Here is a 24,370-nt window from a genome sequence, read left to right as displayed (position 1 = left end):
GCGTCGCAACACCGCCTGCCCCACGGAAAGAAACAGACGATGTCCGCCCCCAATACGCTTTTCACTGAAACCCTGCTGCTGCTCGGCGGTGCCGTCGTCACGGCGCCTATCTTCAAGAAACTGGGGCTTGGCACCGTGCTCGGCTATCTCGCCGCCGGCGTTGTGATCGGGCCGATTCTCCACAGCATCAGCGACAGCGAGGCCGTGCTGGCCGTGGCCGAACTCGGCGTCGTCTTCCTGCTCTTCATCATCGGCCTGGAACTGAAGCCGTCCCGCCTCTGGCAGATGCGCCGGGATATTTTCGGTCTCGGCACGGCACAGGTGGTTTTTAGCGGACTTGCGCTGATGGTGGCCGCCTATTTCGGGGGCATTGCTGGCTGGAAGGGCAGCATCATCATCGGCTTCGGCCTGGCGCTTTCCTCGACGGCGTTTGCGATGCAGATCCTCGAGCAACAGGGCGACGTCAACACGAAATACGGCCAGCGCTCCTTCTCGATGCTGCTGCTGCAGGATCTTGCCATCGTGCCGCTGCTGGCGCTGATCACCGTTCTCGACGGCGCGCAGGAAACCGCCAATCCACTGCCAAGTCTCGCCATTGCCATCGGCGCAGTGGCAGCGATGATCATCGCAGGGCGCTATCTGCTGACGCCGCTGTTTCAGGTGATCGCACGCACCGGCGCACGGGAAGCGATGATTGCCGCCGCCCTATTCGTCGTCATGGGATCGGCAACGCTGATGCAGCTTGCCGGCCTCTCCATGGCGATGGGTGCCTTCCTCTCCGGTGTGATGCTGGCCGAATCCTCCTATCGGCATGAGCTGGAAGCAGATATCGAGCCCTTCCGCGGCGTATTGCTCGCCATTTTCTTCATCGCAGTCGGCCTGTCACTGAAACTCGACGTCATCCTCGACAACTGGGTGATGATCGTGCTCGCCGTCCCGGTAATGATGGTCATCAAGGCGGTCGTGATCTATGCGCTCTGCCGGGTCGCAGGCTCGCCGCACAATGATGCCGTCCGCATCGCGGGGCTGCTGCCGCAAGGCGGCGAATTCGGTTTCGTGCTCTTCAGCGCGGCCAGCGCCAGCGGCAATCTTTTCTCGGCGAACACGGCATCGATGCTGATCGCCATCGTGACACTATCGATGGCGCTGACACCGCTCAGTTCCGCGCTGGCGAAACGGCTGGTGAAGGGCGATACGCAGGAAGAGCTGGATGAGGATTTCGAAGGGGCCGGTTCCGATGTGCTGATGATCGGCTTTTCGCGTTTCGGTCAGATCGCCGCACAGATCCTGCTTGCCAGCGGTCGCGACGTGACCGTCATCGATTTCTCCGCCGACCGCATCCGCCAGGCATCGAGCTTCGGCTTCCGGATCTATTTCGGCGACGGCACACGCAAGGACGTGCTGCGCTCTGCTGGTATCGATCGCGCCAAGATCGTCGTCGTCAGCACGCATCTGCGCGAGGTGACGGACAAGATCGTCGAACTTGTGCAGACGGACTATCCGCATGCGCGCCTTTTCGTCCGCTCTTATGATCGTATTCACTCGATCGAGCTGCGTCACAAGGGCGTGGATTATGAGCTGCGCGAGACGCTGGAATCCGGCCTGCTCTTCGGCCGCCGCACCCTGGAAGCACTTGGCGTCAGCGAAGCCGAGGCCTATGAAATCGGCGAGGATATCCGCAAGCGCGACGAGCAAAGGCTCGTACTACAGGTGAGCGAGGGCCTGCAGGCCGGGACAGACATGCTCTATTCGCGCCCGGTCAAGCCCGAACCGCTGGTCAAGCCGAAGCGTGCCGCCGACACCTACAGTGACGCCGACGATCTGGTGGCATTGCCACAAGAAGAGCCGGAGCGGGTTTAGTCGCTTCGTTTGCATAATCCTGGCGAAACACAGCCAGCGGCTTACTGGCGGATACTAATTCTTCGCGGTCATCACCCGGTCGAGCGCGAATTTCAGCTCGTCCTTGACGCCGGCCGACATGGCGAGAATGTCGCGTGCCTTCAGGAAATCGAGGACGCCGGTGCGGCCGATGGTGGGGCGCAGGAAGATTTGCGGTGCCTGCAGCCGCAGCTTCAAGGCAATATTGGACTGCATGGTGAGCTGGCCGGCACCGAACAGGCTCTCGATACGGTTCGGAACCTGTCGGCCGCTGCCTTCCGGCCCGCCGACGACGTCGATGCCGATGATGATATCGGCAAGACCGGCCAAATGTTCATAGGGAACCGGATTCATGATACCGCCATCGATCATTACGCGGTCTCCGAGCTTGACCGGCATGAACACGGCGGGAATGGCCGCAGAAGCGGCGAGCACGGGGAAGAGTTCGCCCTTCTCGATGACGACCTCCGCCTGGTCGTAATAATCGGTCGTGACCACCTTCAGCGGGATATGCAGCTCGGAAAAGCTTTCCGGGATGGCCGGCGGCAGGAAGGTGCGCAGAATGCGTTCGAGATTGAACTGACCGAAGCGGATGCTGCGCATGCTGACCGGCCGCAGGCTCCAGATCTTGTTGAGAACGGCCGGGCGATTACCGACGGTTGCCAGGGTATAATCGCGGATCTCAGCACCGCTCATGCCGACGGCCATGGCCGCGCCCATGATCGAGCCGATGGAGGAGCCTGCTATGGCGACGGGGCGAATGCCGAGCTCGTCCAGCGCCTCGATGATATGAATATGGGCGAGCCCGCGCGCGCCGCCGCAGCCAAAGGCGACTGCGACGCTCGGCGTGCCGGAGGCGGCGAGCGGATAGTCGCTGCCGACGAAATCAGCATAATCGCCCATAGTGTTCTCCTTCCTCCGTCAGGCCGCCAGCGGCTGGTAACGGAAGAAATGCATCTTGCTGTCGCCGAAGGTTCGCTCCTCCAGAAACAGGAAGTCCGATGGCGCGGCAACTGTGACATCGGCGCGCTCCTCGAGGATCGCCAGAGCGCCCGGTACCAGCCAGCCACCGGCGGCAGCGGCCGCGAAAGCCTTCTCGCCCAGCCCCTTGCCGTATGGCGGATCGGCGAAGAGAAAATCGAAGGGCTCGAGATTGCCGACGCTGCCGAGGTCCGTCGCGTCACGACGCAGCATGCGCGTGCGGCCATGCAGGCCGAGCGCATCGATGTTTTCCCAGAGAAGGCCCCTGCCCTCGACGCTGCTTTCCACGAAGAGCACGTGACGGCAGCCCCGCGAGGCTGCCTCCAGCCCGACGGCGCCGGTGCCGGCAAAAACGTCCATCATCCGCGTGCCATCGATGGCCTCGGGATAGGCATGGTTCAGGATGTTGAACAGGCTTTCGCGCGTGCGATCCGCCGTCGGACGAATATCGTTCGACTTCGGCGTTGCAAGCGAGCGACCGCGAAACTCACCGCCGACGATCCTCACCGCGCGTCAGCCCCTGCCGCCCTTGGGGCCGCCCCTGCCGGGGCCACCCCGACCGGAACCGCCGCGCGGACCGCCGGATGGGCGACCTGCGCCACCCGGCTTGCCGCCAAAGCCACGCGAGCCACCGGGCTTTCCGCCCGGCTTACCGCCAAAGGATTTGCCGCCAGGCTTCTTGCCGAAGGGCTTGCCGGCCGGCCGATCGCCGAAGGGTCGGTCACCACGGGGCGGACGATCACCAAACGGGCGATCGCCGCGGGGGCGTTCGGAGCGCTGTTCACCGCCGAAAGACTTGTTGCGCGGACGCTCGTCTCCCTCGGCACGCGGACGCCGGTCGCCACGAGGCTTGTCGCCGAAAGGCCGGTCGCCGCGCGCAGGTCGATCTCCGAAGGACCGTTCGGAGCGGGCTTCACCGTGGAAGGATTTCGCACGAGGACGGTCGCCACTCTCCGACCGAGAACTGCGTTCGCCGCGCGGACGATCGCCAAACGGTCGTTCCCCACGGGCGGGACGATCACCCTGGGGACGATCGCCGCGCGAGCGCTTGCGATCGAAGCCCTCGTCGTCGCCACGCGAGCGGCGCGGTGCTTCCTCGCTCGAACGGATCCATTCACCGTCACCCTCGTCGACGCGATTGATGCGGACGCGCGGGCCTTCATCCGCACGGTCGAAGCCGCTGCGCTGTGGGCGTTCAATCTCGCCACGGCGGGAGGCGGTCTTTGCATTCTTGGCGGCCTTCGCTGCCGCCTTTTCACCGAGCGGGCGGGCGCCTGGCGCCATCCAGACGTTGGCGCTGCGGCGCGGGCCGAGCGGCTGGCGCTTCGCCCGGTCGTCGTCCTTGTGACTACTATCGCGACGATCATCACGCTTGGCATCGCGTTTGGTATCGAGATGGCTAAGCGCACGCTCGCGCTTGTCCTCGGGACGCTCGCGACGCGGGCGCTCTTCCTTGGCCGTGCGAGCCGGCTTCCCAGCATCCGCCTCTTCCGGCTCGGCAACCGCCGGGGCATTGTAAAGCGGCGCGTCGAAATTCGCCTTGGCATCTTCGACTAGGCGCGGACCGAGCTGATCGCGCAGCGTGCGGCCGCGCACCTCGAGCACATGGCCTTCCGGCAACTCGCCGAGCTGGAACGGGCCATAGGAGATGCGGATCAGGCGGTTCACCTCGAGACCAAGAGCGCCGAGCACGTTCTTGATTTCGCGATTCTTGCCTTCGCGCAGGCCCATGGTGATCCAGACGTTGGACCCTTGCGTGCGATCAAGCGTCGCGTCGATCGAGCCGTAAAGCACGCCGTCGACAGCAATGCCTTCCTTCAGCTTGTCGAGCGCTTCCTGATCGATCTCGCCATGAGCGCGCACGCGGTAGCGGCGCAGCCAGCCGGTGGTCGGCAATTCCAGAACACGGGCAAGGCCGCCGTCATTGGTCAGCAGCAGCAAACCTTCGGTGTTGATATCGAGACGACCGATCGACATGACGCGCGGCAGCTCGTCCGGCAGATTGTCGAACACCGTCGGGCGGCCCTCCGGATCGGCATTGGTGGTCACGAGGCCTGCCGGCTTGTGATAGAGCCACAGGCGGGTGCGCTCGATGCCGCGGATCGGCACGCCGTCGACCTCGATCTTGTCGGCGAGCGTCACATTGACCACGGGCGTATCGAGGAGCACGCCGTTGAGCTTGACGCGGCCATCCAGGATCATGCGCTCGATATCGCGGCGAGACGCCACGCCGGCGCGCGCCATCACCTTGGAAATGCGCTCGGCCTTTCCATCCTCGACCGCGGTCGCTTCCGCAGCTTTAACGGCTGCGGCCTTCGCAGGCTTCGCGCCATCGCGCTTTATCGTCTTCTTGTCGCCAGCAAAGGGTTTAGACCCAGGCCGCTTGGGCTTGTCATTCATCGTCATTTGTTGTTTGCCTGAATTTTTAACGCGTGTTCCTATCAGGTCACGCCCTTGCGGTTAAGTGGAAAAACTTGAATGGCGGCTATAAATCAATTCATGGAGCTTGCTTTGGCCGAAGCGCGCCGCGCTGGAGAACGTGGCGAAGTGCCGATCGGCGCCGTCATCGTGCTCGGCAACAAGGTCATCGCTGCGGCCGGCAACCGCACCCGCGAGCTCAACGACGTCACCGCCCATGCCGAAATCGTCGCCATCCGCCTGGCCTGCGAGGAACTGGGCCGGGAGCGTCTTGCGGGCGCCGATCTCTACGTCACGCTGGAACCTTGCACCATGTGCGCCGCGGCCATTTCATTCGCGCGCATCCGCCGTCTCTATTATGGTGCCGAAGATCCGAAGGGCGGCGGTGTCGACAATGGCGTGCGCTTCTATCGTCAACCAACCTGTCACCATGCGCCGGAGGTCTATTCCGGCCTCGGCGAAACCGCATCCGCCGACATCCTCAGAGCTTTCTTCCAAGCGAAACGCTCCGAAGACTGAAAAGCGGCGCTGTAACACTTTAAAATTCTGCATAATCTTCCCTTAAATCGATTCCGATTCAAGGATTATGCAGCTGCCGCCGCCTTGAAATCTTTTTACTGGAAAGGCTTCCACCAGCTGCTGTTGTTGGTCTGCTGCGCAGCCTCGGCATCCTTCTTGCGCTTCTTTTCCTTCTTCGACTCGGGCGTGCCGAGATCGTTCAAAGCAGCCTGATCGGATACCTGGCGATATTGCTGCGGCGGGTCGATCAGATAGCGACGCTGATCGATATAGGTGCCGGCCTGGTCTTGACGGGCAGCGCGATAGGCAGCCGTCTGCTGCGCTTCGCTCAGATGGTTCTTGGCGCTGTCGGCCTGAGCCAGCGGCGAGCGATAGTTGACGTCGTTCTTCTTCTCGTCGGCTTCTGCGGCAAGGCGCTTGCGGGCATCTTCCGGCGATTCCAGCCAGGCCGGGTTGTCCTTGCTGGCCAGCGACTGCTGCGGCTGAGTCAGAGTGTTCTTGTCGCCACCAATAACCAGACCAGGTCTGTTCGGGTATTTTACACCCTTGTCCTTCGGCGTTGCGGCAGAAACGGAGGCGATATCGCCGAGGTCATCGAGGAGCTGGACGCCGGCCGTCTTGTCGGTGCCGTAAGTCGGGCTGCTAAGGCAACCGGACATGGCGCCGCAGCCAACCACAAGTGCCGCCAAGCTGACGCCGACACGAACCTTATGCATCGCTCTCATGAAAACCCTTCCCAGCCATGCCGGAATAAACGCAATAGGACCCCATTCAACGGCAACTGCCGTAAAATTCAGGCCATTTTCAGGCAGCTTTTACCGGATGAATGCCGCAAAGGCAATTCATCCGGCAACTTTCTTCAGTTGACAGCCATCAGCTCGCGCAGTGCCGCCGCATCGCGAGCCGACACATCCGGGTATTCCGGATCCGAGCCGACATCCGTGGTGATGCGCCACGAACGGGCGCATTTGCGGCCTTCGGCAAGCTTGGGCACGACGCTGACCTTCGCGGCGTCGTCGAGACGGAAGGCATCCGCAGGCCCCTGTTCGCCAAGGATGGTGATACCGGAGGTGATGCAGATTTCGGAGAAGTCCTGCCCTTCGAGCACCTTCAACAGCTCGGGATCGGCGACGTAGACCACCGGGGCAGCCTCCAGCGAGGAGCCGATGCGCTTGTCCTTGCGCTCGATTTCCAGCGCGCCGGTGACGACGCTGCGCACAGCGCGGATCTTCTTCCACTTCTCGGCCAGCGCCTCGTTCTTCCATTCGGCCGGAACGGTGACGAACTGCTCGAGATGAACGGAAACCGCCGACGGATTGCGCGAGAGCCAAGCCTCTTCCGTGGTGAAGGGCAGCATCGGCGCCAGCCACGTCACCATGCAATCGAAGATCGTGCGGATAACGGCGAGAGCGGCACGGCGGCGCAGGCTCGACGGCGCATCACAGTAGAGCGCATCCTTGCGAACGTCGAAGTAGAAGGCCGACAGCTCGACATTGGCGAAATCGATCAAGGCGCGGGCGATGCGCTTGAAGTCGAAGGCGTCGTAGCTTTCGCGCACCAGCTCGTCGAGCTCGGCGAGACGGTGCAGCATCAGCTGCTCAAGCTCCGGCATGTCGGCATAGGCGATCACTTCGCCCTTATCGTGCGCCAGCGTGCCGAGCATCCAGCGGATGGTGTTGCGCAGCTTGCGATAGGCATCGACATTGGTCTGGATGATAGCCTTGCCAAGGCGCTGATCTTCCCAGTAGTCCGTGGTCATGACCCAGAGGCGCAGGATATCGGCGCCAGCGTCCTTCATCACGTCCTGCGGGGCAACGACGTTGCCGAGCGACTTCGACTGTTTGCGGCCCTGTTCGTCCATGGTGAAGCCATGCGTGACGACCGTATCGTAAGGCGCACGGCCGCGGGTCGCGGCACTTTCGAGCAGCGACGAGTGGAACCAGCCGCGATGCTGGTCGGAGCCTTCGAGATAGACATCCGCCGGCCACTTCAGGTCCGGGCGGTCTTCCAGCGTGAAGGTGTGGGTCGAACCGGAATCGAACCATACGTCGAGGATGTCCATGACCTGCGTCCAGGGCTCGTTGGCCTTCTCGCCAAGGAAGCGCTCGCGCGCGCCTTCCGCGAACCAGGCATCGGCGCCTTCCTGCTCGAAAGCCTCGAGGATACGGGCATTCACGCCGTCATCCTGCAGGATGTTGCCCTGCTCGTCGACGAAGATCGCGATCGGCACGCCCCAGGCGCGCTGGCGCGACAACACCCAATCCGGGCGCTGTTCGATCATGGCGCGCAGGCGGTTCTGGCCGGCAGCCGGCACGAAGCGGGTGTCGTCAATCGCCTTCAAGGCGCGCGAACGCAGCGTCGAACCGTCAGCGAAGTCCTTGTCCATATAGACGAACCACTGCGGCGTGTTGCGGAAAATGACCGGCTTTTTCGACCGCCAGGAATGCGGATAGGAATGCTTCAGCCTGCCGCGCGCAAACAGCGTGTTCGTCTCGATCAGCGCCTTGATGACGAGATCGTTGGCATTGCCCTTCTTGCCGTTGTCGTCCATGACGCGGCCGCCTTCGAAGCCGGGGGCATCGGCGGTGTAGAAGCCCGCGTCATCGACCGGGAACGGGATGGCGGAGGAGATGCCACGCTTTTCGAGATCGCGTGCATGCGACATCCAGGCATCAAAGTCCTCGCGGCCGTGGCTGGGTGCGGTGTGCACGAAGCCCGTACCGGCATCATCGGTGACGTGATCGCCATCGAGCAGCGGCACCTTGAAGCCATAACCGAGCGAGACAAGCGGGTGCGCGCAGGTGACTGCGGCCAGATCGGCAGCGGTCACATCCGCCAGTCGCTTGTATTGCAGCTTTGCCTTGGCGAAGGATTCCTCGGCGAGCTTGTCGGCAAAGATCAGCTTCTCGCCGGGACGCGGACCGAAATCATTGGCGGCTTCCGTGACCTCATAGAGGCCATAGGACACGCGCGAGGAGTATGCGATCGCGCGATTACCGGGGATCGTCCAGGGAGTGGTCGTCCAGATGACGACGAAGGCACCGGCGAGATGCGCCGGGCCTTCAGCCACCGGGAACTTCACCCAGATCGTGTCACTCTCGACATCGGCATATTCGACTTCGGCTTCGGCAAGCGCCGTGCGCTCGACCACCGACCACATGACCGGCTTGGAGCCGCGATAAAGCTGACCGGTGCGGGCGATCTTCAACAGTTCGCCGGCGATGCGGGATTCCGCATGGAAATTCATGGTCAGATAGGGATTGTCGAAATCGCCCGTGATGCCCAAGCGCTTGAACTCCTCAGACTGGATCTTGATCCAGCCGGCGGCAAAGTCGCGGCATTCCTGGCGAAACTCGTTCACCGGGACCTCGTCCTTGTTCTTGCCCTTCTCGCGGTACTTTTCCTCGATCTTCCATTCGATCGGCAGACCGTGGCAATCCCAGCCGGGAACGTAGTTGCTGTCATAGCCGCGCATCTGGAACGAGCGGGTGATGACGTCCTTCAGGATCTTGTTCAGCGCATGGCCGATGTGGATATGGCCATTGGCGTAGGGCGGGCCGTCATGCAGCACGAACTTTTCGCGGCCGGCGGCGGAAGCGCGCAGCTTCTTATAAAGGTTCATCTCCTCCCAGCGCTTCACCAGTTCCGGCTCCTTCTGCGGCAGCCCGGCGCGCATCGGAAAATCGGTTTCCGGCAGGTAAAGGGTCTTGGAGTAATCCATCTTTTCAACGGTATCGGTCATAGTCGTGACAATTGCCTCGGTGTCTCGGGCGTCTTGCGCCTGAACTGGCGCAGCCATATGGGGATTTTTCGGCGGCGGAAAGCGCCTCTTGAACGAGACGCCAAAAACCCGGACCTTCCGGCAGCTTAGAGCGCGCGGAAGGCCGGGCCAATAATTCGTATCGATAGGCTCAGCCGAAATTGGGTCATGGTCGCCGGTTCATAGGCGTTTTTTCCAAGGAAAGGAAGAGGAAACAACGCAGCCGGCATAGAGAATGGCCGCGAACGTTTCCATCCGCGGCCATATGGGCATTGTTCGGATCAGGCCCGTGCTTCCGCCCGCGCCGGCATCACCGCATTGACGATGATCGCCACGACGATATTGGCGAGAAGCGCCAGCAGTCCGGTGTAGACAGTGAAACCCGCTTCGCCGAGGGGGACCATATGCAGCGGCTTCCAGCCGGCATCCCAGACCAGATAGGTGCCACCAAAGAAGCCGACGAACCAGCCGACAAGCAGAGCCGGCGCACGGAACCACTTGGTGTAGAGGCCGAAGACCAGGGCCGGCAGCGTCTGCAGGATCCAGATGCCGCCGAGCAGCTGCAGATCGAGCGCGAATTGCGTCGGCAGGAAAATGATGACCAGAAGTGCGCCGATCTTGACGACGAGCGAGGTCATCTTGGCAACCTTTGCCTCGCCGGCATCGGAAACCTGCGGATCGACATAGGCCTTCCAGAAGTTGCGGGTGAAGAGATTGGCAGCGCCAATGCTCATCACGGCCGCGGGAACGAGCGCGCCGATGGCGATGGCCGCGAAGGCGAAACCTGCAAACCAGCTCGAGAACAGCGTCTGGAATAGCGCCGGAACGACATCGTTCGGGCTATCCAGCTTCAGTTGCGCCGCATGGCCCATATAGCCGAGCAGTGCCAGGAGACCGAGCAGCAGCGTATAGGCCGGCAGCAGCACCGCATTCTTGCGGATGGTATTGCCGCTGTTGGAGGCAAAGATGCCGGTCAGCGTATGCGGATACATGAAGGCCGCCAACGCGGAGCCGAGCGCCAAAGTCGCGTAGGCGACGTACTGGTTGCCACCGAGCAGGAGGCTGCCCGCGCCCTTGGCCTTGAAATCCGCATCGGCGGCCGCAAAGACATTGGCATAACCGCCGAGCTTGGCTGGAATGAGCGCAATCGCCGCGATCACCACGATATAAATCATGATGTCCTTGACGAAGGCGATCAGCGCCGGGGCGCGAAGGCCAGCCGAATAGGTATAGAGCGCCAGGATGATGAAGGCGACGGCAAGCGGCAATTCGCCATGAAGTCCGAGCGCCTTGAACACCGCCGTCATGCCGACGAGCTGCAGGGCAATGTAGGGCATGGTGGCGATGACGCCCGTCAGAGCGACCGCCAGTTCCAGCGCCCGCGAGCCATATTGCCCGTGGACGACATCGCCTGCCGTGACATAGCCGTAGTCCTTCGCCCGCCTCCAGAGAAGCGGCATGACCATGAAGACGAACGGGTAGACGACGATCGTATAGGGCAGCGCGAAGAAGCCATAGGCACCGACAGTGTAGACCAGGGCTGGAACTGCGATGACCGTATAGGCGGTGTAAAAGTCGCCGCCGACGAGGAACCAGGTGATCCAGGTGCCGAAGGTGCGGCCGCCAAGACCCCATTCATCAATATGGGCAAGAGTCTTCGGTCGGCGCCAGCGGGCAGCGACAAAGCCCATGACGGTCACGAGGGCCAGGAAGAAGATGAAGACGGCAAGAGCTGTCGGATCGATATCAGTCATCATGGCGCATGCTCCGATAGGCGATCCAGGTCAGGAAGGCGGTGATCGGCACCCAGGCCAGCTGATACCAGTAGAAGAAGGGGAAACCCAACAGCACCGGATCGTGGCTGTTGTAGAAGGGGACCCAAAGCAAGCCTATGTAGGGAATGACGAGCAGCCAGCAGGCCGCCGTCCCGAAACGTTTGTCCATGTCCGATACCTCTCACGCGGTGTCTGCGCGCCACCTTGTTGCAGTTGTCAGAGTGGAAGGGGTGCATCAGTCTGCGATTGCAATGTAGGCCCTAGGACCGGAGCCGAGGAGCTTTGGCTATGCAGAGCCAGACCAACGGATGTGAATTCCTCCCAACGGCCCGCCTGCGGGCAGCCGCTGATAAAGTCCTACGGCGAGTCTACCGTCCGAACAAGATATTAGCTGATACGAAATCGCCGAACCTACCCAGAAGTGGGTAGGCGGACGTCAGCCCGCCGCGGTTGCGATGCCGTGGTCAAGCGCGTAGCGGATCAGACCGGCGGTCGTTGCGATGCCAAGCTTCTTCTTCAAGTTCTTGCGATGCGTTTCCGCCGTCGCGGGCGTGATCTGAAGTTCTTCGGCAATCTCGCGATTACTCCTGCCTGTAACGATCAAGCCCAGAATGCGCCGCTCGCGCGGGGTCAGCGGATCAGCCTCATTTTGCGCCCTGTCTGCCACCAGTATGTCGCGAACGCCGGACGAGAAATAAGTCCCGCCGGCTGCTACCGTCTCGATGGCGCAGACGACTTCATCCGTCGAAACATCCTTGAGGATATATCCGACCGCACCGCGCATGATCGACGAGGAGATGTATTCTCGGCTGTCATGCATGGATAGCATCACGATCCGCGTCTCCGGAAGCTCCCGGCGAAAGAGCTCGATCGCCTCGATACCGCTCAGCTTCGGCATATTGATATCCATCAAGGTAACCTGCGGGAGCGTCCGTCGTCCGACCTCCAGGCCGATCTGCGCAAGGTTTGCCGTCCCGACCACCTCTATGTGGTCAAACGTCTCCAGCACGGCTTTCAATCCGTCCAACACCACGGGATGATTGTCGATCAACAGAACACTGATCCTGTCGCTTTTCATGCCGCATCCACCTTTGCTCTTGGCGAGGCATTGGCCGATTTCGGCAGCATCGCAATCAGTGTCGTACCATCGGCCTTGCTCTGGACGAGAAGCAGGCCGCGGAAATGTGCCATACGCTCCTGCATGTTCCTCAGCCCAAGTCCGCCTTTGCCGTCGCCAGTGCCGTCAAAACCAATGCCGTTGTCCGAAATTCTCAAGCGTGCACGCCCGCGATCACTCCAAAGTTTGATCGCAAGAACCGTCGCCCCGGAATGGCGCTCCACATTGTTCAAGGCCTCCTGCGTGACACGGTAGAGCGCGGTATTGGCTTCCGGCTTCAGCATGCTGGTGAAGCCGGAAGCCTCGATCTCGGTTGCGATCCCGGTCCGCTCGGCGAAATTGTTCGCGAGCGCGGTCAGCGCCGCCGTCAAGCCAAGATCATCGAGCACGCGGGGACGCAGATCATGCGAGAGCCGCCTGATGTCCTTGATTGCGCTGTTCAGGGTATCGATACCCTTCTCGATCGTCGTGGCGGCATCATCGACCTGGTTTCGTACCTTGCGGTTGGCAAGGTCCATGACATAGCGCACGCCGAGGAGATTCTGCGACACGCCATCGTGCAGTTCACGCGCAAGGCGGGCGCGTTCCTCCTCCTGCGTATCAATCACTCTTTGCGTCAGCTCCTTCAGCCGACCATCGGCCATGCGTCGCTCACGGAAGGTCAAGAGCATGCAAGTCGTGAAGACGACCAGAACAGCAGGGACGGCAATGAGTGTGACGACGACAAAGGTTCCTTTTATGTTTGCCCGCATGGCGGCATTGGCCGCAGCAGTCTGGGTAAAAATATCATCCAGATAGACGCCGGTTCCGACAACCCAGTGCCATTTATCAAGGCCGACAGCGAATGAGAGCTTATCGGCGACACGGCCGGTGGAAGGCTTCTCCCATTTGTACTGGTGCAGGCCCCCGCCGGCTTTTGCGGTCTTGATGAGCTCCGCGATGACCTTGTCGCCGTCCGGATCGGTCAAATCGATCCAATTGCGCCCGTTACGAAATCTCTCGCGCGGATGAACGATGTTGTTGCCATCATAGTCGTAGACGAAGAAGTATCCGTCCGGGCCATAATCAAGCGACGTCAGGATCGCGGCTACCTTGTCCTTAGCGGCTTGATCGTCCGGGGCTGCGTCCCGATAGATCGCCTGAATGGCCGACACGGCAAGATTTGTAAGGTTGACGATCTCCGTTTCCTTCGCCCTCAGCATGTTCTGTTCGAAGGTCTCGATATTGCTCTTGGTAAGATTGGTCGACTGCCAGGTAATGAAGGCAGTGATTGCCAGGATCGAGATGACGAGAGGCGCGAGCGCGAGCGCAATAATCTGGTTGCGTAGTGTCAACGATTGCTCCTCCCAAAAACCGGCGCGGAACAATGATCCTTGTCGGGCATGAATTCAACAGTCTCTTGGCGGCGTTGATGTCAGCCCGAAATCGGAGCGATGATACGAGGCGGAAAACCTTTTCCACCCCATCACTTCGCGAATATCAGTCGAAGGCGATGGCGCGATCAAGCTCGCTGAGCGGCTGGACGCCGGCAAGCAGCGCGCGTGCTTCGTCCTCATCCTTGCGGATCTGCGCGACCAGCGGGTCGAGACCTTCGAACTTCAGTTCGGGGCGGAGATAGCCAAAGAAGGAAACCGAACAGACCTGTCCGTAGAGATCGCCGCTGAAATCGAAGACAAAGGTCTCCAGCAGCGGCGCGCCGTTATCCGTCACCGTCGGGCGCCGGCCGTAGCTGGCGACGCCATCGCGGACGACACCATCGGCCGTTCGGAAGCGAACCGCATAGATGCCTGCCCTCAGCGATGACTCCGGCGGCAGCTGCATATTTGCCGTCGGGAAGCCGAGCGTGCGGCCGAGCTTCTCGCCGCCGATAACGGGCGCCTGAACGGTATAGCGATAGCCAAGCAGACCGGCGGCTTGGGCGACATCGCCTTCCGCGAGCAGCGCACGAATGCGGCTCGACGAGATGACCTCCGTGTTTTCGTCGCGGAAGGCATCGATCAGCGTCACGCCGAAACCATTGTGACTGCCAGCATTCATGAGGAAGGCGGGGCCTCCCTGGCGATCATGGCCGAAATGGAAATCGAAGCCAGTGACGACTTCCGACGCGTGCAGCCAGTCGATCAGGATCGAGTGGACGAACTCGTCCGCCGAACGCTGCGAGAAGGTGCGATCGAAGGGATATTCGATGACGGCGTTGAAGCCGAGCGCTTCGAGGAGACGTGCTCGGAGCGGCGCAGGCGTCAGACGGAAAACAGGCTGATCGGGCTTGAAGACGGTGCGCGGATGCGGCTCGAAGGTGAGCACCAGCGCCGGCACGCCGCGCTCCCTGGCGATCTCCAGCGCACGTGTCAGCACAGACTGATGGCCGCGGTGCACACCGTCGAAATTGCCGATGGCGACCACCCCGCCCTTCAGGGCATCGGGAAGCGGCTCGCGGGTTTCGTTGCGATGGAAAACGGTCATCGACTGCCACTCTCCTCAGACAAGGCGCGGCATCCACCACTTCGGCGAGGCCTGCTCGCGCGCCAGGAAGGCGCCGAGCGCGGCCTCATCCGTATGCCCCTCGACGACATATTCGCGGGCGTGGATGCCATGGCTGATATAAAGAAGATCGAGGCCGTAATCGAGTGCGCCGCGCACGTCGGTCGGCATGCCGTCGCCGATCGCCACGACACGCGACAGCGGAAACTCGCTTTTCACCTCGCGGGCCGCCGCGATCGCGGCATCGTAGATCGGCTGGTGCGGCTTGCCGGCGATGCGCGTCTGGCCACCAAGCCGCTCATAATAGGCGGCCATAGCGCCGGCGCAGGGGATCATGCGGTGGCCGCGCTCGACCACAAGATCCGGATTGGCGCAGATCAGCGGCACCTTGCGAGCCGACCAGGCCGTCAGCATGTCGGTATAATCGTCAGGTGTTTCGGTCTCGTCGTCAAAGAAACCGGTGCAGACGATGCTTTCGGCCTCGCCAGCGTCGACGCGCTGAACGTCAAGGCCTTCCAGGATGCCGATGTCACGCTCGGGGCCGAGCAGAAACACCTTTTTCGGTCCCTCGGCAATCAGCCTGCGGGTGACATCGCCCGAGGTGATGATGCGATCGTAAACGCTGTCGGGAACCCCGATCGCACGCAGCTGCTCGACGACCTTCGGAGCGACGCGTGGAGAGTTGGTGATGAGGACGACAGCAAGGCCTTCGCCGCGGGCCGCTTCGAGCGCGATGGAGGCCTCCTTGTAGGCCATGACGCCGTTATGGAGCACGCCCCAGACATCGCAGAGCGCAACATCATAAAGTCCGCCGATGTCGCGAAAGCTCTCGATCCGTTTGCCCATGCCATCCTCGCATCAAATAAATCACGGGCTGACATCGCAAACCGGCCGGCAAATTACAAGAGCGGCATGCAAGGTTTTTGCGTCGCACAAGGCCTGAGAAGCAGACATGTGCAAGCTCGGCGAGCGGCAAGATTGCGCAGCGGAAGCAACAGCATGACGCTCTCGAAAAGGTGCGACCTGACCCTTTCTGAAGAGGGGAAAATGAGAGGAACTTCGCAACGACGTGCTACACGCCACTGCCATGGGCGTTAATCATCCTCAAAACAAGCCGTTACGCGCCGCAAAAAATTCACAGTGCTGTCCTTGACTCGTCCGGAAGCCACCCCTAAATCACCGTCGCTAGCACTCTCCAAGGATGAGTGCTAACAAAATCCATACGGATCTCCGCTGATCCGTGAATGTCATTTGATCGAGGGATTAGACAATGGCAAGCACCAATTTCCGCCCCCTTCATGACCGCGTCGTCGTTCGCCGCGTCGAGTCGGAAGAAAAGACCAAGGGTGGCATCATCATTCCCGATACCGCCAAGGAAAAGCCGCAGGAAGGCGAAATCGTCGCCGTCGGCTCCGGCGCTCGCGATGAATCCGGCAAGGTCGTAGCACTCGACGTCAAGGTTGGCGATCGCGTTCTGTTCGGCAAGTGGTCCGGCACCGAAGTCAAGCTCAACGGCGAAGACCTTCTGATCATGAAGGAAGCCGACATCATGGGCATCATCGGCTAATCCGGCCGGTTCCCTTTTCCGATACAGCTGACGGGCCTTAAAGCCCGGAAAACGCGAATTCAGGAGTTTCAAACATGGCAGCTAAAGAAGTAAAATTCGGCCGCAGCGCCCGCGAAAAGATGCTTCGTGGCGTCGACATCCTCGCTGACGCAGTGAAGGTCACGCTCGGCCCGAAGGGTCGTAACGTCGTTATCGACAAATCCTTCGGCGCTCCGCGCATCACCAAGGACGGCGTTTCCGTCGCCAAGGAAATCGAACTCGAAGACAAGTTCGAGAACATGGGCGCCCAGATGGTCCGCGAAGTCGCTTCGAAGACCAACGATGTCGCTGGTGACGGCACCACCACCGCAACCGTTCTTGCCCAGGCAATCGTTCGCGAAGGCGCCAAGGCTGTTGCAGCCGGCATGAACCCGATGGATCTGAAGCGCGGCATCGACCTCGCTGTTGCAGAAGTCGTCAAGGACCTGCTCGCCAAGGCCAAGAAGATCAACACTTCGGAAGAAGTTGCCCAGGTCGGCACGATCTCCGCAAACGGCGAAAAGCAGATCGGTCTCGATATTGCCGAAGCCATGCAGAAGGTCGGCAACGAAGGCGTCATCACGGTTGAAGAAGCCAAGACCGCCGAAACCGAACTCGAAGTCGTTGAAGGCATGCAGTTCGACCGCGGCTACCTCAGCCCCTACTTCGTAACCAACCCGGAAAAGATGGTGGCCGACCTCGAAGACGCCTTCATCCTCCTGCACGAGAAGAAGCTCTCGAACCTGCAGGCCATGCTCCCGGTTCTCGAAGCCGTCGTTCAGACCGGCAAGCCGCTCCTCATCATCGCTGAGGACGTCGAAGGCGAAGCGCTTGCGACCCTCGTCGTCAACAAGCTGCGTGGCGGCCTGAAGATCGCTGCTGTCAAGGCTCCGGGCTTCGGCGATCGCCGCAAGGCCATGCTGGAAGACATCGCCATCCTGACAGGCGGCACTGTCATCTCCGAAGACCTCGGCATCAAGCTCGAGTCTGTCACCCTCGACATGCTCGGCCGCGCCAAGAAGGTTTCGATCTCCAAGGAAAACACCACGATCGTCGACGGCGCTGGCGCCAAGTCCGACATCGAAGGCCGTGTTGCCCAGATCAAGGCCCAGATCGAAGAAACCACCTCTGACTACGACCGCGAAAAGCTGCAGGAACGCCTTGCAAAGCTCGCTGGCGGCGTTGCCGTTATCCGCGTTGGCGGCTCGACGGAAATCGAAGTCAAGGAAAAGAAGGACCGCATCGACGACGCTCTGAACGCGACGCGCGCTGCCGTTCAGGAAGGCATCGTACCGGGCGGCGGTACCGCTCTGCTGCGTTCTTCAGTCAAGATCTCGGTCAAGGGCGAAAACGAAGACCAGGAAGCCGGCATCAACATCGTTCGCCGTGCTCTGCAGTCCCCGGCTCGCCAGATCGCTGAAAACGCTGGTGACGAAGCTTCGATCGTTGTCGGCAAGATCCTCGACAAGAACGAAGACAACTGGGGCTACAACGCTCAGACGGGTGTTTACGGCGACATGATCGCCATGGGCATCGTCGACCCGGTCAAGGTCGTTCGCACGGCTCTGCAGGATGCAGCTTCGGTTGCTTCGCTGCTGATCACCACCGAAGCCATGATCGCCGAACTGCCGAAGAAGGATGCCCCTGCTGGCATGCCGGGCGGCATGGGTGGCATGGGCGGCATGGACATGATGTGATAGGCCAACAGGCCTAATCGCAGGAATGTCCATAAAGCTTCGCCCATGCACTTCAGTGCTTCAGGCCGCCAAGCGGCCTGAAGTGGCGGCATGGATATGATGTGATGGGCCAACGGCCTGTTGCGATTGTTCAATCCGACATCCAGAATTGATGAAGGGCGGCCCTCGGGTCGCCCTTTTTAATTGTGCCGAAACTGTACAACTGCAATCCCTGCAAGATTCTATCGTGTTGCAAATTTTGCAACTTGCCCATTGCTGTTTTCGAAAAAGCCCCTATAACTCGCAGCGCAGCGATTTTGGAGAGTTAGCTGCAATACACGTAATTTTTACTTCTTTTGGACAGGCTTAACCTGCGGCTTGGCATGATCATAACCTTGCGCGCTGGCGCTGTCCTGATTTATTACTTGAAATGACTTCATAAACTGGAACGCCATCCCGAAAAGCATTGTCGACAGCGGACTAGTGGAGGCACGCCTCGGCCATAAGCTGCGGCGCAAAATGCAGGGAGACCCTCCATCCGGGGAAATACGGAATTGAAGTGAGGCGCGGGGAACCATGCGCTCTTGTGGGGATCATCTTGTTCAAGATTGCCAAAGCCAATTTTTCCGCACCGTTTGCTCCCGGCTCGCTGGAGTTCGAAGGCCATGACCCCGATCTTCTGGCACAATTCTGTGTTTCCGAGGGATGGACGGGCGATCTTTCAAGCGGCATCATCAAACTTGGGCAGTGGAGCACGATGCTGCACGGGCTGAGCTCCTCGGAATGTGGCTTGCTGAGCCTCATGCATTGCTATGATCCGCACGATCGAGCGCGTATCCTCGATCTCTTCGAGCAGGCGGCAACCGCAAACTCTTCTTTCTGTTATTCCACGACGACGCTCGGCACCGGCGGCCATCGCCAGCCGGTCTTTTGCGTTGGCGAATCCGTTGCTGCCGACAAGCAACGTGCCGGCAGCATGGTCGGCGTCTTCCTGTTTCCACGCTTCAAGCTGGAACCGGGCAGCCAGCTCGCCACCCGGCAGTAAACGACTGTCGATGATGGTCGGGTGAGTTCGCCTGACCAGTTACTTGGTTCAACCTGATCAATCCCGCTTGGGAATGCTGAGACCACGCTGGCTTGCCGGGCGCGCAAGGGCTCGCTCCAGCCAGGCCATGACCGAGGGGAAACTTTCGAACTCCAGAACCTCGCGGCCGCCATAGAAGATGTCGACGCCGCGGACCCAGGGGAAAGTGGTGATGTCGGCGATGGTGTATTCATCGCCCATGATCCATTCGCGTCCTTGCAGGCGGCTCTCGAGAACGCCGAGCAGGCGCTTGGCTTCATCGCGATAACGCTCGACCGGATAGGAGTTATTGGCGACTTTTTCGGCGGCGAATTTGAAGAAATGGCCGAACTGGCCGAACATCGGGCCGACGCCGGCCATCTGGAAGAAAACCCATTCCAGCGTTTCGTAGCGCCTGGCTGCGTCGCTTGGCATGAGCTTGCCGGTCTTCTCCGCCAGATAGACCAGGATCGCGCCGGATTCGAACAGACCGATCGGCTTGCCGTCGGGACCATTGGGATCGATGATCGCAGGAATGCGGCCATTCGGATTCAGCGAAACGAATTCCGGAGATTTTTGGTCGTTGGTGCCGAAGGAAATCAGATGCGGCTCATAGGGCAGACCAAGCTCTTCCAGCGCGATCGACACCTTGACGCCGTTCGGGGTCGGCAGCGAGTAGAGCTGGATAATATCCGGATTGCTGGCAGGCCAGCGTTTCGTGATCGGAAAGGACGACAGATCGGCCATGGGCTTGCTCCTGAAGGCTATGATTTGACAACTGATTTGCCGCCACAATAGCCGATAGGGCTTGGATGGGAAGTGTTATCTCAGCGGCCCATTGTTCAATGATTGTGAACTAATTGTGCGCAGTTGTTTATCTTTCCAACCTTTCAAAAATCACGAATATCTGTCTCCAGAAATTGTCGCCACCCGATCCCGAGTGAATTTACTGGAGACTGTCATGTCCAACACCAACAACATCATCATTCTTGTGGCGCGCATCCTGCTCGCCTTCATGTTCATCTTCGCCGGTTTCGGCAAACTGACCGATCCGGCCGGCACGGCTGGCATGATTGCCGGCGCCGGTATGCCTGCTGCAACGCTGCTTACCTATCTTGCCGGCGCGTTTGAATTCGTCACCGGCGTCTGCGTCCTCATCGGCTTCCAGGTCCGTATCGTCGGCTGGCTGCTCGCCCTCTTCTGTGTCTTCACCGGCGTCGTCTTCCACCTGGGTACCGTCAACGTTCCGGACTTCCCGGCTGCCGCCAATGGCTGGATCAATGGCCTGAACTCGGCTAATTTCATGAAGAACATCACGCTCGCCGGCGCCTACATCATGCTCGCCACCTACGGCGCAGGCGTCTACTCGGTCGACGCACGCCGCGGTGCCTACGCCGCCGCCTGATTGCCGCATGTTTCCCAAGACAAAAGGCCCGCCGGAATTCCGGCGGGCCTTTTCGCATGAATAGGAAATTGGAAAGTCAGAGCGCCCTGCGCACGGCAGATATGATGCGGTCGACCATCGGATCGCCATTGTGGCTCTCCTTGCGGGCACGCACCAGACACGCCTCAGAGCGCAGGATGACGCCATCCGACAGGACCTTCAGATGGTTCGCCCTAAGCGTCGAGCCGGTGGAGGTGATGTCGACGATGATGTCGGCCGAGCCGGCAGCGGGTGCCCCTTCCGTCGCACCGAGACTTTCGACGATGCGATAGAGCTGAATGCCATGCTGGCTGGAGAAGAACTGCTGCGTCAGCCGCCAGTACTTCGTCGCGACCGTCAGCCTGTGACCATGACGGGCACGGAAATCGGCGGCAACGTCGCCAAGATCGGCCATGGTATCGACATCAAGCCAGATTTCCGGCACTGCTACGACAACATCGGCGTGACCGAAGCCGAGCCTGGCGCAGAATTCGACGCGGCGATCAGCCTCCGCCATGCCCTCGCGCACGAGGTCTTCGCCGGTGATGCCGAAATCGACGCTGCCATTGCCGATCTCTCGCGAGATTTCCGAGGCCGACAGGAAGGCGATCTCGACACCTTCAAAGCCTTCGACACGGCCGCGATAGGAGCGGTCATTGCCGACGGCGACGATCGGCATGCCGGCGCGCTCGAAGATCGCGGCGCAATCGTCCTTCATCCGGCCCTTTGAAGGAATCGCTATCGTAATGGTCATCAGGCTGCCCTCACGGTTTCGATGCGATCGAGCCAAAGCGCGAAGCCGACAGCCGGGATATGGTCCTTGGCACCGAGCAGGGTCATCAACCGGTCGAAGCGGCCGCCGCCGGCCAGCACCGCGCTCGACCCTTCCACCGTCACCTCGAAGACGAGACCGGTATAGTAGTCGAGCGGGCGACCGAAGGCGGCACGATAGTCGATCTTGGAAGCATCGACACCGGCGCGGGCCAATGCCGCGACGCGGACGTCGAAGCTTTCCAGGGCCTTGCCCAGCTTCAGACCTGCCGCGTCGGCAAAACCCGCCAGTGCGGCGGAAGCATCCGAGAGCAGTACGCTCAGGGACAAGAACTCCTCCAGCACGCGGAAGGCCGCATCGTCGAGCCGCGTTTCCGATAGGACCAGCTTCTCACGAAGGCGGCGAGCGATCTCCTGCGGCGAGCGGCTGGCATTGGTGGAATAGCCGGTTGCGTGCATGGTGGCATCGATATGCCTGACCAGCCCCTGTTCGTCGCCACGGCTCAGGAAATCGAGCACATGGGCATCGAGCCCGGTGACCGGCTGCGGGCTTGCAAGATGCGCCAGCAAGGTTTCGAGCTGCATCATGTTGCCGAAAGCGTGGATCAGGCGCTTCTGCCAGCCGGATGGCAGGCCGAGCGCCTGCACAACGGCCTCGAACACGGCCTGATCGCCAAGCGTCACGGAGAGCGGCTTGCCGGGCACCACGCGATCCAGGATACCGATGGCATCGCTGATGGCGCGAGCGTCGGCGCTCGCCGTATTGCCATCACCCAAATCCTCTATGCCGGCCTGATAGAACTCATGGCCGCCTTCGCGGCGCTGGCGAAAGATCTCGCCGAGATAGGAGTAACGCTTCGGGGTGCCGGTGGCGGTCTCGATATGGCGCAGACAGACGGGAATGGTGAACTCCGGGCGCAGGCAAAGGCTGGCACCGGTTTCGCTTTCGGTCATGAAGATGCGCCGGCGGAGATCCTCGCCGGCCATATCGAGAAAGGGCTCGGCCGGCTGGATGATGGGCGTATCCACCCTCTCCGTCCCGCGAACGGAAAATTCGTCCAGCAGGTCGCTGGCAAAATTGGGGAGGTTGATCAGGGGCATGGGATCAGAACTCCACTAAAGCCCCTCATCCGGCCTATCGGCCACCTTCTCCCCGTTTGGACGGGGAGAAGGGGATGGGCGCGCCTTCTGTCATCCCTCAACTCTGTGAGAATCGATAGGCTGCGGCAAGAGAGGTCGTCCCGTCTCCCCGCCTGCGGGGAGAGGGCTAGGGTGAGGGGCAAAGCCGCACACTCAGACATTGCCGAGCGCCCTCTTCCGGTCTTCCGCCTGTGCCGCCAAGATAGCTTTGACCTTCTCGATCAGCTCGGCTTCCGGCACGGTTTCCTGGGCCACGCGGGCTTCGCGCCAGCTGGCATTGTCCTCGATCTCGCCGGAAAGGCGCTTGCCTTCGATCAGATCCTTGATCTGGACGACGCCCTGGGCACGCTCGTCGCCGCCCTGGATGATGGCGATCGGGCAGCCGCGGCGATCGGCATATTTCAGCTGGTTGCCGAACTTCTTCCAGTTGCCCTGGAACATCTCGGCGCGGATGCCGGCGGCGCGCAGATGCTGCGTGAAGCGCTGGTAGCGTCCCATGGCATCGACATCGCCGTCCATGACGGTGACAAGCACGGGCTCGATCACCTCGTCCATGCCGAGCTTGCCGAGATTTTTCAGCGCCGTCATCAGGCGCGACACGCCGATGGAAAAGCCTGTGGCCGGCACCGGCTGGCCCATGAAGCGCGAGACGAGCCCATCATAACGGCCGCCGCCGCCCACCGAGCCGAAGACGACCTTTTCACCCTTTTCGTTGGTGACGTCGAACAGCAACTCGGCTTCGTAGACAGGGCCGGTATAATATTCGAGACCACGCACGACGGATGGATCGATCTTGATGCGATCCGCTCCATAGCCGGCGCTTGTCACGAGGCTGCCGATGAAATTCAGCTCCTCGACGCCCTCGCCGCCTTTGGACGTGCCGGCGACAAGCGCGGCAAGCTGGGCGGCACTTTCGGCATAGTCCTTGATGCCAACAAAGAAGAGCACCTTCTCGATCTGGTCGTTGTTGAGTCCGGCACCCTTGGTGAAGTCGCCGGACTCATCCTTGCGGCCGGGGCCGAGCAGCAGCGCCACGCCTTCCGGACCGAACTTGTCAAGCTTGTCGATGGCGCGCAGCACGTTCAGTCGCTGAGCGGCCTTGTCATCACCGCCGAGGCCGATCGCTTCCAATACACCATCGAGAACCTTGCGGTTGTTGACGCGAACCACATAGTCGCCCCGCTTGATACCCAAGGCTTCCAGAGTGTCCGCCATCATCATGCACATTTCGGCATCGGCCTGTACGCCCGGCGCGCCGACGGTATCGGCGTCAAACTGCATGAATTGGCGGAAGCGGCCCGGGCCTGGCTTCTCGTTGCGGAAGACATAGCCGGCGCGATAGGTGCGGTAGGGAAGCTGGATCTCGTTGAAATTCTCGGCGACATGACGGGCGAGCGGCGCCGTCAGATCATAGCGCAGCGACATCCACTGCTCGTCGTCATCCTGAAGCGAGAACACGCCCTCGTTCGGCCGGTCGCTATCGGGCAGGAACTTGCCCAACGCATCGGTATATTCGAACAGCGGCGTTTCGACGGGATCGAAGCCATAATGCTCGTAAACTGCCCGGATCTTGGAGGTCATCTCGTTGACGGCGCGAATGTCGCTGGCCGAACGATCGACAAAACCACGCGGCAGGCGGGCCTTGAGCTTCTGCGGTTTCTTTTGTTTGTCGCTCATCTCTAGGGTAATCCGGTATGGGAACAGTCGCGGTTAACTAGCGGATTGGGCTGAATGCGGCAAGGATTGTTATATGTTAGCGGCCGACAAAACCGAGAAAAGCCGG

General features: G+C 60.9%; 21 protein-coding genes. 6 read left to right on the top strand and 15 right to left on the bottom strand.

Features of this window, described 5'->3' with window-relative positions; translation table 11 throughout:
* The first annotated feature begins 39 nt into the window (after nt 1-39).
* Nucleotides 40-1,860, top strand: coding sequence for a monovalent cation:proton antiporter-2 (CPA2) family protein (locus tag FBZ97_RS25595; RefSeq protein ID WP_145322626.1), 1,821 nt, complete (start codon nt 40-42; stop codon nt 1,858-1,860).
* Nucleotides 1,861-1,914: 54 nt separating this feature from the next.
* Here FBZ97_RS25595 and FBZ97_RS25590 read toward each other — a convergent pair whose 3' ends face one another.
* The 3 genes from FBZ97_RS25590 to FBZ97_RS25580 are packed head-to-tail and all read right to left on the bottom strand — an operon-like array spanning nt 1,915 to nt 5,265.
* Nucleotides 1,915-2,781, bottom strand: a complete 867-nt coding sequence (locus tag FBZ97_RS25590; RefSeq protein WP_145322624.1) for a patatin-like phospholipase family protein — start codon at nt 2,779-2,781, stop codon at nt 1,915-1,917.
* Nucleotides 2,782-2,799: 18 nt separating this feature from the next.
* On the bottom strand, nt 2,800-3,366 hold the full coding sequence (gene rsmD, locus FBZ97_RS25585; RefSeq protein WP_095434065.1) for a 16S rRNA (guanine(966)-N(2))-methyltransferase RsmD: 567 nt from the start codon (nt 3,364-3,366) through the stop codon (nt 2,800-2,802).
* Nucleotides 3,367-3,372: 6 nt separating this feature from the next.
* Complete coding sequence (locus tag FBZ97_RS25580; RefSeq protein ID WP_145322622.1) at nt 3,373-5,265, bottom strand: pseudouridine synthase; 1,893 nt, start codon at nt 5,263-5,265, stop codon at nt 3,373-3,375.
* Nucleotides 5,266-5,337: 72 nt separating this feature from the next.
* On the opposite strand from FBZ97_RS25580, the gene FBZ97_RS25575 reads away from it, so the two are divergent.
* The gene (locus tag FBZ97_RS25575) at nt 5,338-5,796 is read left to right on the top strand and encodes a nucleoside deaminase (RefSeq protein WP_145322620.1); all 459 of its coding nucleotides are present in this window, start codon (nt 5,338-5,340) and stop codon (nt 5,794-5,796) included.
* A 95-nt stretch (nt 5,797-5,891) separates the two neighbouring features.
* Here FBZ97_RS25575 and FBZ97_RS25570 read toward each other — a convergent pair whose 3' ends face one another.
* The 8 genes from FBZ97_RS25570 to FBZ97_RS25535 form a co-directional block, all read right to left on the bottom strand.
* The gene (locus FBZ97_RS25570) at nt 5,892-6,521 is read right to left on the bottom strand and encodes a hypothetical protein (protein WP_113330954.1); all 630 of its coding nucleotides are present in this window, start codon (nt 6,519-6,521) and stop codon (nt 5,892-5,894) included.
* A gap of 134 nt (nt 6,522-6,655) precedes the next feature.
* Entirely contained in the window at nt 6,656-9,538 is a 2,883-nt protein-coding gene (gene ileS, locus FBZ97_RS25565; RefSeq protein WP_113354074.1) for an isoleucine--tRNA ligase, read from the bottom strand.
* 299 nt (nt 9,539-9,837) lie between these two features.
* On the bottom strand, nt 9,838-11,313 hold the full coding sequence (locus FBZ97_RS25560) for a sodium:solute symporter family protein (protein WP_113353840.1): 1,476 nt from the start codon (nt 11,311-11,313) through the stop codon (nt 9,838-9,840).
* Nucleotides 11,303-11,500, bottom strand: a complete 198-nt coding sequence (locus FBZ97_RS25555; RefSeq protein ID WP_068391887.1) for a DUF3311 domain-containing protein — start codon at nt 11,498-11,500, stop codon at nt 11,303-11,305. The genes FBZ97_RS25560 and FBZ97_RS25555 overlap by 11 nt, the downstream gene beginning before the upstream one ends.
* Before the next feature lie 267 nt (nt 11,501-11,767).
* Nucleotides 11,768-12,409, bottom strand: coding sequence for a response regulator transcription factor (locus FBZ97_RS25550; protein ID WP_145322618.1), 642 nt, complete (start codon nt 12,407-12,409; stop codon nt 11,768-11,770).
* A complete protein-coding gene (locus FBZ97_RS25545; RefSeq protein WP_145322616.1) occupies nt 12,406-13,782 on the bottom strand; it encodes a cache domain-containing protein in 1,377 nt (458 codons plus the stop codon). The genes FBZ97_RS25550 and FBZ97_RS25545 overlap by 4 nt, the downstream gene beginning before the upstream one ends.
* Before the next feature lie 145 nt (nt 13,783-13,927).
* Nucleotides 13,928-14,911: a bifunctional riboflavin kinase/FAD synthetase gene (locus FBZ97_RS25540; protein WP_113330950.1), complete on the bottom strand. Its 984-nt coding sequence runs from the start codon at nt 14,909-14,911 to the stop codon at nt 13,928-13,930.
* Nucleotides 14,912-14,926: 15 nt separating this feature from the next.
* Entirely contained in the window at nt 14,927-15,775 is an 849-nt protein-coding gene (locus FBZ97_RS25535; RefSeq protein ID WP_145322614.1) for a TIGR01459 family HAD-type hydrolase, read from the bottom strand.
* Between the two features lie 424 nt (nt 15,776-16,199).
* On the opposite strand from FBZ97_RS25535, the gene groES reads away from it, so the two are divergent.
* From groES to FBZ97_RS25520, 3 genes are all read left to right on the top strand, one after another.
* Complete coding sequence (gene groES, locus FBZ97_RS25530) at nt 16,200-16,496, top strand: co-chaperone GroES (protein ID WP_004109735.1); 297 nt, start codon at nt 16,200-16,202, stop codon at nt 16,494-16,496.
* A 74-nt stretch (nt 16,497-16,570) separates the two neighbouring features.
* Complete coding sequence (gene groL, locus FBZ97_RS25525; protein ID WP_113330948.1) at nt 16,571-18,211, top strand: chaperonin GroEL; 1,641 nt, start codon at nt 16,571-16,573, stop codon at nt 18,209-18,211.
* Between the two features lie 577 nt (nt 18,212-18,788).
* A complete protein-coding gene (locus tag FBZ97_RS25520) occupies nt 18,789-19,235 on the top strand; it encodes a hypothetical protein (protein WP_210296346.1) in 447 nt (148 codons plus the stop codon).
* A 57-nt stretch (nt 19,236-19,292) separates the two neighbouring features.
* On the opposite strand, the gene FBZ97_RS25515 is transcribed toward FBZ97_RS25520, so the two are convergent.
* Nucleotides 19,293-20,000, bottom strand: coding sequence for a glutathione binding-like protein (locus FBZ97_RS25515; RefSeq protein WP_145322610.1), 708 nt, complete (start codon nt 19,998-20,000; stop codon nt 19,293-19,295).
* Between the two features lie 214 nt (nt 20,001-20,214).
* Between FBZ97_RS25515 and FBZ97_RS25510 the strand changes: the two genes are divergently transcribed.
* Nucleotides 20,215-20,658: a DoxX family protein gene (locus tag FBZ97_RS25510; RefSeq protein WP_145322607.1), complete on the top strand. Its 444-nt coding sequence runs from the start codon at nt 20,215-20,217 to the stop codon at nt 20,656-20,658.
* A 76-nt stretch (nt 20,659-20,734) separates the two neighbouring features.
* Here the strand turns inward: FBZ97_RS25510 and hisG are convergent, their stop codons facing one another.
* From hisG to hisS, 3 genes are all read right to left on the bottom strand, one after another.
* Complete coding sequence (hisG, locus tag FBZ97_RS25505; protein WP_145322606.1) at nt 20,735-21,430, bottom strand: ATP phosphoribosyltransferase; 696 nt, start codon at nt 21,428-21,430, stop codon at nt 20,735-20,737.
* Nucleotides 21,430-22,548 (bottom strand): ATP phosphoribosyltransferase regulatory subunit, encoded by a 1,119-nt coding sequence (locus FBZ97_RS25500; protein WP_145322604.1) that lies wholly within the window; start codon nt 22,546-22,548, stop codon nt 21,430-21,432. The genes hisG and FBZ97_RS25500 overlap by 1 nt, the downstream gene beginning before the upstream one ends.
* A gap of 192 nt (nt 22,549-22,740) precedes the next feature.
* The gene (gene hisS / locus FBZ97_RS25495; RefSeq protein WP_145322602.1) at nt 22,741-24,264 is read right to left on the bottom strand and encodes a histidine--tRNA ligase; all 1,524 of its coding nucleotides are present in this window, start codon (nt 24,262-24,264) and stop codon (nt 22,741-22,743) included.
* Between the last annotated feature and the right edge of the window lie 106 nt (nt 24,265-24,370).

The organism is Rhizobium sp. ERR 942 (genome assembly GCF_007828395.1).
In the GTDB taxonomy this organism is placed as follows: domain Bacteria; phylum Pseudomonadota; class Alphaproteobacteria; order Rhizobiales; family Rhizobiaceae; genus Rhizobium; species Rhizobium dioscoreae.
This window is presented reverse-complemented; position numbering and strand designations above follow the sequence as displayed.

Excerpts from the sequence above, each read along its gene's own strand:
- FBZ97_RS25595 (WP_145322626.1), top strand. The coding sequence starts at position 40 with ATGTCCGCCCCCAATACGCTTTTCACTGAAACCCTGCTGCTGCTCGGC.
- FBZ97_RS25590 (WP_145322624.1), bottom strand. The coding sequence starts at position 2,781 with ATGGGCGATTATGCTGATTTCGTCGGCAGCGACTATCCGCTCGCCGCC.
- FBZ97_RS25580 (WP_145322622.1), bottom strand. The coding sequence starts at position 5,265 with ATGACGATGAATGACAAGCCCAAGCGGCCTGGGTCTAAACCCTTTGCT.
- FBZ97_RS25575 (WP_145322620.1), top strand. The coding sequence starts at position 5,338 with ATGGCGGCTATAAATCAATTCATGGAGCTTGCTTTGGCCGAAGCGCGC.
- FBZ97_RS25570 (WP_113330954.1), bottom strand. The coding sequence starts at position 6,521 with ATGAGAGCGATGCATAAGGTTCGTGTCGGCGTCAGCTTGGCGGCACTT.
- ileS (WP_113354074.1), bottom strand. The coding sequence starts at position 9,538 with ATGACCGATACCGTTGAAAAGATGGATTACTCCAAGACCCTTTACCTG.
- FBZ97_RS25560 (WP_113353840.1), bottom strand. The coding sequence starts at position 11,313 with ATGATGACTGATATCGATCCGACAGCTCTTGCCGTCTTCATCTTCTTC.
- FBZ97_RS25555 (WP_068391887.1), bottom strand. The coding sequence starts at position 11,500 with ATGGACAAACGTTTCGGGACGGCGGCCTGCTGGCTGCTCGTCATTCCC.
- FBZ97_RS25550 (WP_145322618.1), bottom strand. The coding sequence starts at position 12,409 with ATGAAAAGCGACAGGATCAGTGTTCTGTTGATCGACAATCATCCCGTG.
- FBZ97_RS25540 (WP_113330950.1), bottom strand. The coding sequence starts at position 14,911 with ATGACCGTTTTCCATCGCAACGAAACCCGCGAGCCGCTTCCCGATGCC.
- FBZ97_RS25535 (WP_145322614.1), bottom strand. The coding sequence starts at position 15,775 with ATGGGCAAACGGATCGAGAGCTTTCGCGACATCGGCGGACTTTATGAT.
- groES (WP_004109735.1), top strand. The coding sequence starts at position 16,200 with ATGGCAAGCACCAATTTCCGCCCCCTTCATGACCGCGTCGTCGTTCGC.
- groL (WP_113330948.1), top strand. The coding sequence starts at position 16,571 with ATGGCAGCTAAAGAAGTAAAATTCGGCCGCAGCGCCCGCGAAAAGATG.
- FBZ97_RS25515 (WP_145322610.1), bottom strand. The coding sequence starts at position 20,000 with ATGGCCGATCTGTCGTCCTTTCCGATCACGAAACGCTGGCCTGCCAGC.
- FBZ97_RS25510 (WP_145322607.1), top strand. The coding sequence starts at position 20,215 with ATGTCCAACACCAACAACATCATCATTCTTGTGGCGCGCATCCTGCTC.
- hisG (WP_145322606.1), bottom strand. The coding sequence starts at position 21,430 with ATGACCATTACGATAGCGATTCCTTCAAAGGGCCGGATGAAGGACGAT.
- FBZ97_RS25500 (WP_145322604.1), bottom strand. The coding sequence starts at position 22,548 with ATGCCCCTGATCAACCTCCCCAATTTTGCCAGCGACCTGCTGGACGAA.
- hisS (WP_145322602.1), bottom strand. The coding sequence starts at position 24,264 with ATGAGCGACAAACAAAAGAAACCGCAGAAGCTCAAGGCCCGCCTGCCG.